Below are 14015 nucleotides of genomic sequence, written 5' to 3'. Positions count from 1 at the left end.
AACAAAAGAGATGGGCATGCCGAATATCGCGCGAATGTATTTCATCACGGCGATCTGTTTTCTGATTGCCGGAATTCTGGTCGGCCTGAAGATGTCCATCGCGCACGACTATGCCGCGGTCGGCGCGCATGCCCATATAAATCTTCTCGGCTGGGTGACAATGGCGTTATTCGGCGCCTTTCATGCGCTCAACCCCCGTGGAGCGGCGACGCGTTTGGCGAAGATCCAGTACTATGTCTACACGCTGGGCGTGCTTGTGATGACGCCGGCGCTCTACTTCCTCCTGACCGGCAACCCCTCCCTGGAGCCGATCGTCGCGGTATCATCGCTTGTGGTTTTCGCGGGCGTTCTGATGTTCGCCGCGATCATCTTCCGAACGCGCGCGGGCTGATTCCCACGGCTTCCGATGACGCAGCCTTCGCGGCCGGTCCTCGCTGCGGGCCGAGAAACACCCAGGAGCCGGCTGGCTCCGAGAATGGGTATCAACCCGACAATCCCCCTTGCACAGGCATCTCGCATGAAAACGCTTCTCGGTTCTACCATCGCCATCTCCGCTCTGGTCCTTGGATTGACACCGGCCCAGGCCGCCGATCTGACCAACGAAGCGGTCCCGGTCATTGAGACGCCGGCAGCCTTCAACTGGACCGGCTTCTACTTTGGCGTGCATGGCGGCGTCGGCGGCGGTGAGTTCGACGGCAAGTTTCGCTACGAGACCGAGGTCGGCACGCTGGGCAGCGACGCCAGCGACCGGGCGTTCGGCGCCTTTGGCGGCGCTCAGATCGGCTACAGCTACCAGTTCGCCCCGAATTGGGTCGCCGGTGTGGAAGCCGATTTCGCTGGGTCCGGCATCAAGGTCGAACACACTGAATCCCGGGTTGGCTTGGACGACTATCGCTTCACCTATGCGACCCAGATCGACTGGTTCGGCACGCTGCGCGGGCGGCTCGGCTACGCCTGGGACAATGTCCTGTTCTACGGTACGGGCGGCGGCGCCTATGGCAAGGTGACCTATTCCGACGGTGGGAACTATGATCCCAGCCGGGAGGTATCCGAGACCAATTGGGGCTGGACGGCTGGCGCTGGCGTCGAATACGGCATCACCAGAAACATCACCCTGAAGACCGAATATCTCTATGTCGATCTCGGCAGCCTGAAGACGACGGGTTTCCTGTTCGAAGGCGACAGGTTCGAGAACGACGCCGCCTTCCACACACTCAAGGCAGGCCTGAACTACAGGTTCTGATCGGCGGGAGGAAAGGCGGGTCACGCCGCCAGGCCAGCGCGGTCGAGGCCGTCGGAGAACGATGGGGCGCGGGCCCCTCGACAGGACACTGGCCGCGCAGCGCGCCTTCGGATAGTTTGGCCCCGAGCCGCCTGGGCTCGTGAGGTGGTGACTGGACCGGCCCGTGAATCGCAAGCGCATCCTCGCCATCGGCAGCACGTTCCTCGCGCTGCCGCTCGCTTTCGTGCTGTATCTCGGCATGCTGCTGGTGACCGGCAATTTCCACACCGTTATCGCCGGAACGCTGTACCGTTCGGCCCAACCGTCGCCACACCGCATCGACCAATATGCCCGCGACTATGGCATTCGGACGATCATCAACCTGCGCGGTACCAACGCCGGCGCTCCCTGGTATGACGCCGAGATCGCCGAGGCCGGCCGACAGGGCATTGTCCACGTCGATTTCGGCATGTCATCGCGCAGCGAACTGTCGCAGGACGAAGCCGCCAAGTTGGTCAATCTGTTCGAGACGGCCGAGAAGCCGGTGCTGATCCATTGCGCCGATGGCAGCGACCGCACCAGCCTCGCGGCGGCCCTCTATGTCGCGGCCGTCGCCAAGCTGGGCGAGGAGGCGGCCGAGGGCCAGATCTCGCTGCGCTACGGCCATATCGCAATCCCGTTCGGCCCGACCTGGCCGATCGACATGACCTTCGAGTCGCTCGAACCCTGGCTCGGCTATCATGACAGCTGATCCCAAGCCCGATCCGGCCGCCGGCGGCGGCCCCATCCTTCGCATCGCGCTAATCGCCGCGGCGACGCTCGTCGGCATCGCGATGGCGCAGGCCGAGGGTCTGCGCCTCGATGCACAAGAACCGCCAGCCACTCCGAAGACCGGGAGAGAGGCGCTGGAAAAAGAGCCGCCAGACGCCTCGGGCTATGCCCGGATCTGCGAGGGCTTCGGCGAGGGCTTTACCTATTCGCCGTCGACAGGCGCCTGCATCAAGATCAGCGGCTATGCTAAATTCGGTACCTCCTTCGGGACCCGCCAGTCGGGTCCGCGATCGGGTACGGAGACATTCCAGATCCGGTGAGATGCCGGCTTCTCTCCGGAGCCCATCCATCCGCCAGCCGTGCTGGCTCCCGGAAATGACGACAAACAGGCAGGGTTGATGGCGTCCGCGAAACTTCCTCCCGAAATTCTAAACGGCACACTGTCACCACGCGCGGCCGAACAGGCGATCGACCAAGCCGAGCCAGGGCGTGGACGACTGGCCGACGCCCCCGCCGACATTCCGGCGCGCGGATGGAAGGATATCCTCTGGCGGGTATTCGAGAGCTCGCTGGAGGACCGGGTGCTGACGCTGGCCGGCGGCATGGCGTTCTTCTGCCTGCTGGCGCTGTTCCCCGGCCTCAGCGCCATGGTGACGCTTTATGGTCTGATCGCCAACAACGCGACGATCAGCAATCATCTATCGGGCCTTGCCTTCGTCCTGCCGGCTGGCGCGTTCCAGCTGATTTCCGACCAGATCAACCTCGCCGTCAAGGCGTCGAGCGGCACGCTGAGCTTCAGCTTCGCATTGAGCTTCCTGTTCGCGATCTGGAGCGCGAATGCCGGCATCAAGGCGACGATCGACGGGCTGAACGTCGCCTATGGCGAGCGCGAACGCCGCAGCTTCATCGCCCTCAATGTCGAGAGCCTGATCTTCACTTTCCTGGCCATCGCCGCCGGCATTGGCGCCATCGTCTTCATCATCGCGGTGCCGATCGCCTTTCGCGTGCTCGAGATCGGCCATGCGTCGGAAAATTGGATCAACATCCTGCGCTGGCCGGTGCTCGGATTCTTCGTCTGGGCGGCGCTCGCCATCCTCTATCGCTTCGGCCCCTGCCGCGAGCAACCGAAATGGCGCTGGGTGACGTGGGGCAGCACGGTCGCCGCCACGCTGTGGATCCTCACCTCGATCAGCTTTTCCTGGTATGTCTCCAGCTTCGGCAGCTATGACCGCAACTATGGCGCACTGGGCGCCATCATCGGTTTCATGACATGGATCTGGCTATCCGCAACCGTGATCCTAATTGGCGCCGAGCTCAATGCCGAGATGGAACACCAGACTGCCCGCGACTCGACCACGGGACGAGCCAAGCCACTCGGCGAACGCGGCGCCACCGTCGCCGATTCGATCGGCAAGGCACTCGACTGAGCGGTCACGACGGCCGCAGGCAACGAAACCGCCCGACCCACGTTTTCATCGGACCGGAGCGGCGCGGTCGGACAGACCGCGCCGCCGTCGGTCGTCCTTGACCATCGTCTGCCGCCCGCAAGGCAGATGCCCAAGAAAGCGAACCTCGCCGATGGCTGAACCGTTCCGGATCGAGATACCGACCACTGAGACCGAAGCGCTGGAGCCACCCGAACTCGCTGGTGAGAAGGGACCGTTCGCGTCGGACCCAAAACTCCTCATCCAGGCCTGCCTGCTGGTTCTGGCAATCCTGACCGTCTGCTATTTCGCCTCCGACATCATCCTGCCGATCGTGCTGGCCGTCGTGCTCAAGCTTCTGTTCCAGCCGGGTATGCGCCTGCTGGAACGTCTGCATGTGCCGCGTGCCGCGGCGGCGCTGCTGATGATCTTCGCTGTCTTCGGCGTCATCGTCGGCGTCGGAGCGGCCCTGTCGGGGCCGGCGACTGTCTGGGCGGAGAAACTGCCGGAAGGCGTGCAGAGGCTGGAGGAGCGGCTGAAATTCCTCAGCCAGCCGATCGGCGCGCTGCAGAAGTTCCTGCACCAGTTCGATGGCGCCACGGCCGGCGGCGCCGGGCCGACCCTGTCCGAGTCGCTGATGAAGGGCACGCAGCATTTCGCCAGCGGCTTCTTCGAGACGATCCTGATTCTCTTCTTCCTGCTGCTCTCCGGCGATACCTTTCTGCGCCGGATGGTCGAGATCGTGCCGAGCTTCAGCGACAAGCGCCGCGTCGTCGAGCTGTCGCAACAAATCGAGGAAAATGTCTCGGCCTATCTGGTCACGATCACGCTGATGAATATCGCCGTCGGCGTCGCCACCGGCTTCGCCATGTGGGCCTGCGGACTCGGCGACCCCGTGCTCTGGGGCACCCTCGCCTTCCTGCTGAACTATGTGCCGATCATGGGGCCGTTCGCCGGCGTCGGACTGTTCCTGTTGGCCGGCTTGCTGACCATCGATCCCCTCTGGCAGGCCTTGTTGCCGGCAGGGCTCTACCTGCTGATCCACATTCTCGAGGGCGAGGCGATCACGCCGATGCTGCTGGCACGCCGCTTCACGCTCAACCCGGTGCTGGTGATCATCTCGCTGATCTTCTGGTTCTGGATGTGGGGCGTGCCGGGCGCAGTGCTGGCGGTGCCGATGCTCGCGATGACCAAGATCATTTGCGATGGCGTTCGGCCGCTCAACGCCGTCGGACATTTCCTCGAAGGATAGCGATCGCCACGAAAAACCCGGCGTCCTCGCGGGCGCCGGGCCAGGTCTCAAGCCGGAAACTTCAGAACGAGCGCGTTGGTCCGCAGCTCAGCACTGGGCGTTGATGGTGCCGGCGATGGCAACCCCGCCGGCCAGGCCAGGACTCTGCAGGATCATGCGGACCGAGGCGCCTTCGACCAGCGTCGCATAGCCCGACGGCATGCCGACCTCGCCCTTGGTGCCGTTGCTGCGGGTATACTCCAGCACGACGGACGCCTTGGACGGCACACCGCCGACGGAAACACGCCAGACGCGGTCGACGCTGCCGTCGACGATCGTCTTGGCGCCGGCGCCCTTCAGGTCCCAGCGCGTCTGCTTGCAGCTCGGATCGGCCGGCTTGGCCGGCGCCTTGGTCTTGGCGAGACCCTCACTGGCAGGGAAGGCCGCGACGGCGGCGATGACGGCCAGAGCCAGCGGGAAAGCGGAGCGGTTCATTCTGTGTCCTCGGCGAAGATTTCGGCATAGCTATCAAGACGCAGCGGCAGGCTTCAAGCCCGCTGGCCGGCGTCAATCGATTTTGCGCGATGGTGTGGCCGTGCCGCCCCGTTCCGGCCGGCGGTCAGCGCAGTTCCGGCGGCATCTCGGGATAGCGATCGGCAGCGGCCGCCTCATAGGGCTGGGACGACGGCTGCGCGGCCGGCGGGCTAACGGGGGCGATCGACGCCGTCGGCGTCTGATCGACGAACTCGACATCGACGCCCTTGCGGACCAGCTTCACCAATTCCTGCGCATCCCAATTGGTCAGACGCAGGCAGCCATGGCTGTTGGTCTTGTCGATCTTGGTCGGCTCGGGCGAGCCGTGGATGCCGTAGGTCGGCTTGTCGAGGCCAATCCAGACGGTGCCGACCGGATTGTTCGGACCGCCCGGCAGGCGCAACGCCTTGGTGTTGTTGCCCTGCTGGAAATTCACCTGCGGCCGGTACCAGTAGTCGGGGTTTTCGGCGACCGCCTTGACGGCATGGATGCCCGAAGGAGACGGCAGGTCGGCGCTGCCGATCGTGGCCGGATAGGCAACGACGACGTCCCAGTTCTCGTTGTAGCCGAGCAACTGGCGGGTGCTCGCATCGGCGACCAGATGCGCGACCTTGGCCTTAGCGTTGGCGCCGACATCCGCCACCGCGATGATCGTGCCCGGCAGGGTGAAATCGGCATCGGGGTTGAGGCGACGCAGGAACGTCTCGTCCATGTGGAACTTCTCGGCCAGCGCCTCGACCGGATCGCGATAGGACAGCGCCGGCAGCTGCGCCATCTCGGCATAGTCCTTCGGCATGACGGGCACGAACGGACCGGCGACGTCCTTGTCGGTGATGGCGTAGTCCATCAGCACCGGACGGTCGTCGGCGGCCTGCAGGATGTCCCAGATATCCGGCCCGAGCCAGCCGTCCGCCGGCAGGCTGTGCATCGTCTGCAGGGCCGAGATCGCCTTGTTGAGATTGCCGCCCTGGCGGCCGTCGATGACGCCGGGCGAGACATGCACGCGGTCGAGCAGGATCTGCAGCTTGACCACCAGCGGGTCGGGCTTGTCGCTCTTGACCGGCGCGCCGCCGAGCGGCGCCCCGTTGACCTGCGCGATGAATTCGGGCGGCAGCGGCTGCACCGGCGGACGCCGGACAACGGCCGCAGCGGGGGCCGGAGGAGCCGTGGGCGCGGCATAGGCCGGCTCGGCATAGTTCGCCGGTGGATCATAGGTGGCGGGCGCACGGTCATAGGTCGCGGGCGGCTCATAGACCGGAGGTCGCTCATAGGCCGGCTGGGGCTCGGCGTATCGCTCGCTCAAGGGCGGCTCGCCCCATTCCTGAGCGCTGGCGGGCACGGCCCAGAACAGCATCGCCAGGGAAGGCACAAGCGTCACGCGGGTCAAAGCGACGAACAAGGCAGGCACTCCATGCCAAAATGAACGCGGCAGCATCAACAGTCTTCGGCCGGCAATTTAGGAAATCAGGGTTAATAATTCTTAACCGCGCCGGGATATGACGGAGGGCCCGCCTCGACGCTCGACGCGTCACGCCCTCTCCATTCGATCCGGATTGCGCCATGAAGGACTATACCCACCGCCAGAAGGCCCTCGCCTATGTGCTGGCCGGGATCGCCGGCTATGTCGACGCCATGGGCTTCCGCCATCTCGGTGGCGTCTTCGTCTCCTTCATGAGCGGTAACACCACCCGCTTCGGCGTCGACATCGCGATGGGCGACTGGATGAAGGCCGCCGAGATCGCGGCCATCGTCGCCATCTTCGTCGCCGGCGCGACGCTCGGCGGGCTGGTCGGTCAGGACGGCAAGCGTAGCCGCCGCGCCGCCATCCTCTGGACGGAAACGGCACTCCTGGCCGTCGCCGCGCTTTCCGACAATCTGGGCATCGCCATCGTCGGCACCGTGGCGATGGCGCTCGCCATGGGCGTCGAGAACGCCGTCTTCCAGCGCAATGGCGCGCCGGGCATCGGCCTCACCTATGTCACCGGAGCTCTGGTCAAGGTCGGGCAGAGCCTGGCGACGGCGATCCGGGGCGGCGATCGGTGGGCCTTCCTGCCGATCCTGCTGCTCTGGGCGTCGCTCTGCATCGGGGCGCTTTTGGGCGCCGTCGCCTATGGCGTGTTTGGCCTCGCCGGGCTGTGGCTGGCCTGCATCCTGACCGGCGCGCTGGCGATCCTGGCGCGCTAAGGGCGGCGCATTACGTCAACGGAAGATCAATATTGCAGTGCACCATGACGTCCGCGTCCAATGCTGCTCTGCATCCAGTGCAGGGCAGGCATGAGTTTTTTCATACTGCTCATCTCGGACGGGTCCGACTAAATTCAGCTCATCAGAACGGCGACAGAGAAATCCGGCGCCACTGAGTAGTCCGAATGACCGGCGTGAAAGGAACAGACGATGGTCAGCCTCGTTGCCTCCTACAAGACCTGGATGAAGTATCGCGAGACCCGCAGCGAATTGTCGCGGCTCGACAATCGCGAACTGACCGATCTGGGCATCAACCGCGCCGACATCAAGGCGATTGCCAAGCAAGCCGCCGGATACTGAGAATTTCCCAGTTCGTTGGGGAACGAACCTCCTCCCTCGTTCCCTGCGATTAGGTGCCCACAAACCTCCTCCCTTGTGCGGCACCATCAACTAAAGCGCCCGTCGACCTCCTCCCCGACGGGCGCTTTTTTATTGGCCGCTCCGCGGGCCAGGCGCTTGCAAGCCAGATGGCTTTGCCCGCCGGACGTCGCCGCCAGCCCCTCCCCAGACATTCCCGCCGACCGCCCCTTGAAAGGGATGTCGGCGCACGCCCATCTTCGATCCCGCAGCGGACGCGACCAGCGCGCCGCCAACATCGGGGTCATCATGGCGCTATCGATCTACGAGGCTTCGCTTCCGGTCTTCATCCGCTCGTTCGGCAATCTCCAGGCAATCCTGGACAAGGCCGTGGCGCAGAGCGCCCGCGACGGCATCGATCCGGCGACGCTGGTCGAGGCGCGCCTCGCGCCCGACATGCTGCCCCTCTCCGGCCAGATCCAGCGCGCCAGCGACACCGCCAAGGGCGCCGCCGCCCGCCTCGCCGGCATCGAGATGCCGAGCTTCCCCGACACCGAGACGACCTTTCCGGAATTGAAGGCGCGCATCGAGCGCACCGTGGCGTTCCTGAATTCGGTGAAGCCCGAGGCGCTCGACGGCAGCGAAACGAGGACGATCTCGCTCCGCAACGGCGCGCTCCAGCTCGATGGCCGGACCTATCTGCTCAACCACGCGCTGCCGAACTTCTTCTTCCACGTCACCACGGCCTACGGCGTGCTGCGCCACAAGGGCATCACGATCTGCAAGGCGGACTATCTCGGCAGCTTCTAGCGCCGCGGCGCCGTTTCGCGAGTGCGACGAACGGACTGAACCTATGTTGGGTCGCATTTTCTTCACGCGAACCAGTACGCGCTTCGCGTGAAAACACCCTAGCGCGGCGGCGCATCGCCGGCCGCAGGCGCCGGGGCCCGGCTGGCCGCAGGCCCGGCATCGAGCGGCGCATCGCCGCCCGACGATTGACGGACCGGGTTGGCCGAACTCCAGCTAGCGGCGGGAGGCGTGTGGCTGCCCCTGCCGGGACTGATCTACTTGCCCCACAGAGCGTGCTCGGTCGGCGTGCAGCGATCCTTGCGGCATCCCGAGCGGGCCGGCTCGGCGGCGACAGCGCTCCAGCGCTCCAGCGCTCCAGCGCTCGGCAGCGGAGCCGAGCAGGATCACGACCATCGCCGTGGCAAGCCCGATCCTGCGGGTCATGGGGACCTCCCGATGGAGGTCGCCTGCATATCCATGTTGCCACGACTGCAGTGAACAACGTCACCGATCCCGCGGCGGCCTGTTGCCGCTAGCGCGTCAGCGTTCGCCGCACGGCATCGCGCCAGCCTGCCAGCTTCGCCTCGCGCACATCGGCCGCCATGTCCGGCAGGAAGGTCTGATTCAGGCGCCAGCTGGCGGCGAAGCCCTCCTCCGCCGGCCAGACGCCGACCTGACGACCGGCCAGCCAGGCCGCGCCCAGCGCCGTCGTCTCCAGGACGACCGGCCTGTCGACCGGAGCGTCGAGGATGTCGGCGAGCCGCTGCATCGTCCAGTCACTCGCCACCATGCCGCCATCGACGCGCAACACCGTCTCGCCGGCCTGCGTCCAGTCGCGCCGCATGGCGTCGAGCAGGTCGCGGGTCTGGTAGCAGACCGATTCCAGCGCCGCGCGCACGAACTCGTTCGGGCCGGTGCCGCGCGTCAGCCCGAACAGAGCGCCGCGCGCCTCCGCGTCCCACCAGGGCGCGCCGAGACCGGTGAAAGCGGGAACCAGATAGACGTTCTGATGCGGATCGGCCGCCTCGGCCATCGGCCCCGACTGATCCGCCCGGTCGAGCAGATGCAGGCCGTCGCGCAGCCACTGGATCGCCGCGCCGGCGACGAAGATCGAGCCTTCCAGCGCATAGGTGGTCTTGCCGTCGAGCCGATAGGCGATCGTCGTCAGCAACCGGTTCTGCGACTGGACGAGGTCCGTGCCGGTGTTGAGCAGCGCGAAGCAGCCGGTGCCATAGGTGGACTTCAGCATGCCGGGCCGGAAGCAGGCCTGGCCGAGCGCCGCGGCGTGCTGGTCACCCGCAATGCCGGCGATGCGGATCGCGGCGCCGACGACGCCCGGATCAGTGACACCGAAATCGGCCGACGAATCCTTGACCTCGGGCAGGATCGATCTCGGCACGCGCAGGAGCGTCAGTAGCTCGTCGTCCCATTCACCGGTACGGATGTTGAAGAGCAGGCTACGCGAGGCATTGGTGGCGTCGGTGGCGTGCACCTTGCCGCCGGTCAGCCGCCAGAGCAGGAAGCTGTCGACCGTGCCGAATGCAAGCTCGCCACGCTCCGCCCGCTCGCGGGCGCCCGAAACATGGTCGAGGATCCAGGCAATCTTGGTGCCGGAGAAATACGGGTCGAGCAGCAGGCCGGTCTTCTCGGTCAGTTGCGGCTCCGCACCGGCCGCCTTCAGCTCGGCGCAGACATCCGCTGTGCGCCGATCCTGCCAGACGATGGCGTTGTGGATCGGTTCGCCGCTGGCACGATCCCACAGGATCGTCGTCTCACGCTGGTTGGTGATGCCGATGCCGGCAATGTCGGAGATCGCCAGACTGGCGTTGGCGAGGGCGAAGCGCACCGTCTCCAGCACGGTCCGCCAGATATCCTCCGGGTCGTGCTCGACCCAGCCGGAACGCGGGAAATGCTGTGGAAACTCCTGCTGGCTGACGCCCTGAACCTGATAGTTCGCGTCGAAGACGATCGCCCGCGTCGACGTGGTTCCCTGATCGATCGCCAGAATGAAGCTACTCATTGGATCCTCCCCCGAATCTCGTTGGGCCCGGGAGGATCGCTTCGCGATCCCAGCGCAGCCGCCATCTGCCGCCGCCCGCCCTGTACAGGCTAGCGAGCGGGCAGCGAACCGGCGTGGAGGCCTCCCGGAGTCCGTCCTTCGCGCCGGATGCTATCGCGTCCAATCGGCGAGCGCGAGGCGTGCGAACTCCCGACCTGCGCCGCGCCGACTTGACTTGATGTCGATCTGCAACAACTGGGTGCGAAACCATGCCATTCGCGGACTCGGGTCGAATATTGCGGAATATTAACCATCTGATTGATAGGCTCGACAGGCCGAAGCCGGATAGTCGAGGCGATGACGGAAAGACCTGACGATGCCATCCCAGCCGTCGAAAACGATGGCACCTGGGAAGAAATCACGGAGCTCGCGCGCCAGTTCGGCGCCTTCGTCTCCGCCCTATGGAATTCGGCCGGCCGTCGCAACTTCGTCCTGCTGACGATCGGCATTGTCACGGTCATCATCGCGACATCCGGCATGCAGGTGGTTTTGAACGCCTGGAACAAGCCGTTCTACAATGCCATCGAAACCAAGAACGTCCCGTATTTCCTTTACTATCTGATGGTTTTCGCCGGCATCGCCAGCATCCTGCTCGCCCTCAATGTGGCGCAGAACTGGCTGGCGCAGATGATCACGCAGCAGTCCCGCAAATGGCTAACCCGCGACCTGATCCAGGAATGGCTGGCGCCGCGCCGCCTGGTCATGCTGGGCGACGCCGGCGAGATCGGCATCAATCCCGACCAGCGCGTGCATGAGGATGCCAAACATCTGGCCGAGCTTTCCGCCGGCCTCGGCATCGGCCTGTTCCAGTCGACGCTGCTGCTGTTCAGCTTCGTCGGCGTGCTCTGGGTGCTGTCGAGCGGCGTCGTGCTGTCCATCTCCGGCTACAATTTCGTCATCCCCGGCTACATGGTCTGGTGCGCGCTGATCTTCGCCCTGACCGGCTCCTGGCTCAGCTGGCGCGTCGGCCGGCCGCTGATCGGCATCGGCGTCGAGCGCTACGCGCGCGAGGCAGACCTCCGCTTCGCCCTCGTGCAGGTCAGCGAGAATGCCAGCGGCATCGTGCTGAACGCCGGCGAGGCAGACGAAAAGAAGCGCCTCGACGATGAGCTCGACCGTGTCCTCGACATCATGCGCCGCTTCGTCAACGCCGTCGCACGGCTGACCTGGGTCACGGCCGGCTATGGCTGGGTCGGCATCGTCGCGCCGATCGTCATCGCGGCGCCTGGCTATTTTGGCGGCAAGCTCTCCTTCGGTGAATTGATGATGGTGGTCGGCGCCTTCAATCAGGTGCAGAACTGCCTGCGGTGGTTCGTTGACAATTTCAGCGCCATCGCCGACTGGCGTGCCACCCTCGCCCGCGTCATGAGCTTCCGCCAGGCGCTGGTCACGCTCGAACAGCCGCGTTCCAGCGGCGAACGCATCCAGTACGACCTCGACCCGCTCGGCCGACTGGAGCTCGACAATGTCGCCGTCACCTGGACCGGCGAGCGCGCCACGCTCGACGTCAGGCAGCTCGAGATCGCCCCGGGCGACCGCGTGCTGATCGTCGACAGGACCGGCTCGGGCCACGGCGCGCTGTTCTCGGCGCTCGCCGGATTGTGGCCATGGGGCTCGGGCAAGATCAACCTGCCGCCGCGCTCCAAGGTCATGTACATGCCAGAGCGGCCCTATGTGCCGGACGGCTCGCTGCGCGCCGCGCTCACCTATCCGCTGCCTTCCTCAAGCTTCAAGGACGAGGACCTGACAGCCGCGATGAAGCGCGTCGGGCTGACCCGCTTCGGCGCCTCGCTCGACCGCAAGGCGCGCTGGGCCAAGGAAATATCCTATGACGACGAAGAGCGCCTGACGCTCGCCCGCCTCCTGCTGCTGAAGCCGGAGTGGATCTTTACCGAGCAGACCATCGACGCTCTCGACGAGGAACAGCGCACCGTCTTCACCTCCATCCTGGAGAACGAGCTGGCGAAGTCGGCGCTAGTGACGGTATCCAGCAGGGCCTCCGCCACCGACTTCTACACGCGCACCGCCAATCTGGTGCTGGACGGCCGTGACGAGGATCCGCCAGACGAGGACCCGCCTGCGACCGCCGACGTCGAACCATCCCCTCCTGAACGGGCTTTGCCGGATGACGAAATCGAAGACACCAGCGCGCCCGACATTGCCAAGGTCCGCTAGCCCGGCCTCAAGCCTCACCGACGAAGAGCTTCTCGATCTCGTCCAGCGCCAGAGCCTCCGCTATTTTTGGGATTTCGGCCATCCCGTCAGCGGACTGGCCCGCGACCGCACCCACGGCAATGACGACATCGTCACGATTGGCGGCTCCGGCTTCGGCGTGATGGCGATGGTCGTCGGAGTCACCCGTGGCTGGCTCGGGCGCGACGAGGTGGTCGAGCGCCTGCACCGGATGATCGCCTTCCTCGAGAAGGCCCAGAGCTATCACGGCGTCTTCCCGCATTTCCTGCATGGCGGCACCGGCGCGACGGTTCGCTTCAGCCGCAAGGACGATGGCGCCGATCTGGTCGAGATGGCGTTGCTGATCCAGGGCCTGATCGCCGCCCAGGTCTATTTCGATGGCGACGGCGGCAAGGAGCCATGGTTGCGCGGCCGCATCGAGACGATGCGGCGCGCCGTCGAATGGGACTGGTTCACCCGCGACGGCCGCGAGGTGCTCTACTGGCACTGGAGCCCGAACCATGGCTGGGCGATGAACCACGAGCTGCTCGGCTGGAACGAGTGCCTGATCGCCTATGTGCTGGCCGCCGGCGCGACGGAGCATGCGATTCCGCCGGCCGCCTATCACAATGGCTTTGCGCAGAGCCGCACCTTCGACAACCGGCGTGTCCAGTATGGCGTCGAGCTGCCGCTCGGGCCGGATGGCGGCGGGCCCTTGTTCTTCGCACACTACTCGTTTCTAGGGCTCGATCCGCGCGGCCTCGTTGACCGCTATGCCGATTACTGGGCGCAGAACGTCGCCCATACGCGGCTGAACCATGCCTATTGCCTCGCCAATCCGGGCGGCTTCAAGGGCTACGGCCCCGATTGCTGGGGCCTGTCGGCGAGCGACGGCCCGGAGGGCTATTCGGCCCATGCGCCGGACAATGACCGCGGCGTCATCGCGCCGACGGCCGCCATTTCCAGCCTGCCCTACACGCCGGAACTGACGATGCCGGCGCTGCGCCACTTCCATGATGATCTCGGCGACCGGCTCTGGCGTGACTACGGTTTCGTCGATGCCTTCAGCGAAAGCGCCGGCTGGTATGCCGAGACCCACCTCGCCATCGACCAGGGCCCGCAGATCGTGATGATCGAGAACCACCGCAGCGGCCTCATCTGGGACCTCGTCATGCGCGATCCCGAAGTCCGGCGCGGCCTCGCCCGCCTCGACTTTCGAAGCCCGCATCTTTCCGATACGCCGATGGCCTGACCGCGCAGGCCGCCGCCTCG

Annotated in this window: 14 protein-coding genes; 11 read left to right on the top strand and 3 right to left on the bottom strand. The window is 65.5% G+C overall.

The genetic code is table 11. From position 1 onward, the window contains the following. Window positions 1-16: 16 nt before the first annotated feature. From G342_RS0110095 to G342_RS0110070, 6 genes are all read left to right on the top strand, one after another. On the top strand, window positions 17-391 hold the full coding sequence (locus G342_RS0110095; RefSeq protein WP_026304301.1) for a heme-copper oxidase family protein: 375 nt from the start codon (window positions 17-19) through the stop codon (window positions 389-391). 126 nt (window positions 392-517) lie between these two features. Beyond that, on the top strand, window positions 518-1243 hold the full coding sequence (locus G342_RS0110090) for an outer membrane protein (protein ID WP_018183016.1): 726 nt from the start codon (window positions 518-520) through the stop codon (window positions 1241-1243). A gap of 163 nt (window positions 1244-1406) precedes the next feature. After that, window positions 1407-1973 (top strand): tyrosine-protein phosphatase, encoded by a 567-nt coding sequence (locus G342_RS0110085; RefSeq protein WP_018183015.1) that lies wholly within the window; start codon window positions 1407-1409, stop codon window positions 1971-1973. After that, complete coding sequence (locus G342_RS0110080) at window positions 1963-2313, top strand: porin (RefSeq protein WP_018183014.1); 351 nt, start codon at window positions 1963-1965, stop codon at window positions 2311-2313. The genes G342_RS0110085 and G342_RS0110080 overlap by 11 nt, the downstream gene beginning before the upstream one ends. A gap of 78 nt (window positions 2314-2391) precedes the next feature. Then, window positions 2392-3420, top strand: a complete 1029-nt coding sequence (locus G342_RS0110075; RefSeq protein WP_018183013.1) for a YihY/virulence factor BrkB family protein — start codon at window positions 2392-2394, stop codon at window positions 3418-3420. 151 nt (window positions 3421-3571) lie between these two features. Further along, a complete protein-coding gene (locus G342_RS0110070) occupies window positions 3572-4669 on the top strand; it encodes an AI-2E family transporter (RefSeq protein ID WP_018183012.1) in 1098 nt (365 codons plus the stop codon). 87 nt (window positions 4670-4756) lie between these two features. On the opposite strand, the gene G342_RS0110065 is transcribed toward G342_RS0110070, so the two are convergent. Together G342_RS0110065 and G342_RS23790 are read right to left on the bottom strand one after the other, a co-directional pair. After that, entirely contained in the window at window positions 4757-5143 is a 387-nt protein-coding gene (locus G342_RS0110065) for a hypothetical protein (RefSeq protein ID WP_018183011.1), read from the bottom strand. A gap of 124 nt (window positions 5144-5267) precedes the next feature. Further along, window positions 5268-6581 (bottom strand): L,D-transpeptidase family protein, encoded by a 1314-nt coding sequence (locus G342_RS23790; protein WP_051094193.1) that lies wholly within the window; start codon window positions 6579-6581, stop codon window positions 5268-5270. Between the two features lie 161 nt (window positions 6582-6742). Here G342_RS23790 and G342_RS0110055 point away from each other — a divergent pair, with 161 nt between their 5' ends. From G342_RS0110055 to G342_RS0110045, 3 genes are all read left to right on the top strand, one after another. Beyond that, a complete protein-coding gene (locus G342_RS0110055; RefSeq protein WP_018183010.1) occupies window positions 6743-7366 on the top strand; it encodes a YoaK family protein in 624 nt (207 codons plus the stop codon). A 210-nt stretch (window positions 7367-7576) separates the two neighbouring features. Next, window positions 7577-7726 (top strand): DUF1127 domain-containing protein, encoded by a 150-nt coding sequence (locus G342_RS25650; RefSeq protein WP_018183009.1) that lies wholly within the window; start codon window positions 7577-7579, stop codon window positions 7724-7726. Between the two features lie 237 nt (window positions 7727-7963). Next, a complete protein-coding gene (locus tag G342_RS0110045; RefSeq protein ID WP_018183008.1) occupies window positions 7964-8533 on the top strand; it encodes a DUF1993 family protein in 570 nt (189 codons plus the stop codon). Window positions 8534-9044: 511 nt separating this feature from the next. Here the strand turns inward: G342_RS0110045 and glpK are convergent. Next, complete coding sequence (gene glpK, locus G342_RS0110040; protein WP_018183007.1) at window positions 9045-10532, bottom strand: glycerol kinase GlpK; 1488 nt, start codon at window positions 10530-10532, stop codon at window positions 9045-9047. 336 nt (window positions 10533-10868) lie between these two features. On the opposite strand from glpK, the gene G342_RS23785 reads away from it, so the two are divergent. Beyond that, the gene (locus G342_RS23785; protein ID WP_018183006.1) at window positions 10869-12746 is read left to right on the top strand and encodes an ABC transporter ATP-binding protein/permease; all 1878 of its coding nucleotides are present in this window, start codon (window positions 10869-10871) and stop codon (window positions 12744-12746) included. Beyond that, window positions 12730-13995, top strand: coding sequence for a glucoamylase family protein (locus G342_RS0110030; protein ID WP_018183005.1), 1266 nt, complete (start codon window positions 12730-12732; stop codon window positions 13993-13995). Before G342_RS23785 ends, G342_RS0110030 begins: the two co-directional genes overlap by 17 nt. Window positions 13996-14015 lie beyond the last annotated feature (20 nt).

The sequence above is a fragment of the Kaistia granuli DSM 23481 genome, from assembly GCF_000380505.1.
GTDB lineage: Bacteria > Pseudomonadota > Alphaproteobacteria > Rhizobiales > Kaistiaceae > Kaistia > Kaistia granuli.
Note: the sequence above shows the minus strand (reverse complement) of the source record. Positions and strands in the feature narration are given on the sequence as shown.

Excerpts from the sequence above, each read along its gene's own strand:
- G342_RS0110095 (WP_026304301.1), top strand. The coding sequence starts at position 17 with ATGCCGAATATCGCGCGAATGTATTTCATCACGGCGATCTGTTTTCTG.
- G342_RS0110090 (WP_018183016.1), top strand. The coding sequence starts at position 518 with ATGAAAACGCTTCTCGGTTCTACCATCGCCATCTCCGCTCTGGTCCTT.
- G342_RS0110080 (WP_018183014.1), top strand. The coding sequence starts at position 1,963 with ATGACAGCTGATCCCAAGCCCGATCCGGCCGCCGGCGGCGGCCCCATC.
- G342_RS0110075 (WP_018183013.1), top strand. The coding sequence starts at position 2,392 with ATGGCGTCCGCGAAACTTCCTCCCGAAATTCTAAACGGCACACTGTCA.
- G342_RS0110070 (WP_018183012.1), top strand. The coding sequence starts at position 3,572 with ATGGCTGAACCGTTCCGGATCGAGATACCGACCACTGAGACCGAAGCG.
- G342_RS0110065 (WP_018183011.1), bottom strand. The coding sequence starts at position 5,143 with ATGAACCGCTCCGCTTTCCCGCTGGCTCTGGCCGTCATCGCCGCCGTC.
- G342_RS0110055 (WP_018183010.1), top strand. The coding sequence starts at position 6,743 with ATGAAGGACTATACCCACCGCCAGAAGGCCCTCGCCTATGTGCTGGCC.
- G342_RS25650 (WP_018183009.1), top strand. The coding sequence starts at position 7,577 with ATGGTCAGCCTCGTTGCCTCCTACAAGACCTGGATGAAGTATCGCGAG.
- G342_RS0110045 (WP_018183008.1), top strand. The coding sequence starts at position 7,964 with ATGTCGGCGCACGCCCATCTTCGATCCCGCAGCGGACGCGACCAGCGC.
- glpK (WP_018183007.1), bottom strand. The coding sequence starts at position 10,532 with ATGAGTAGCTTCATTCTGGCGATCGATCAGGGAACCACGTCGACGCGG.
- G342_RS23785 (WP_018183006.1), top strand. The coding sequence starts at position 10,869 with ATGACGGAAAGACCTGACGATGCCATCCCAGCCGTCGAAAACGATGGC.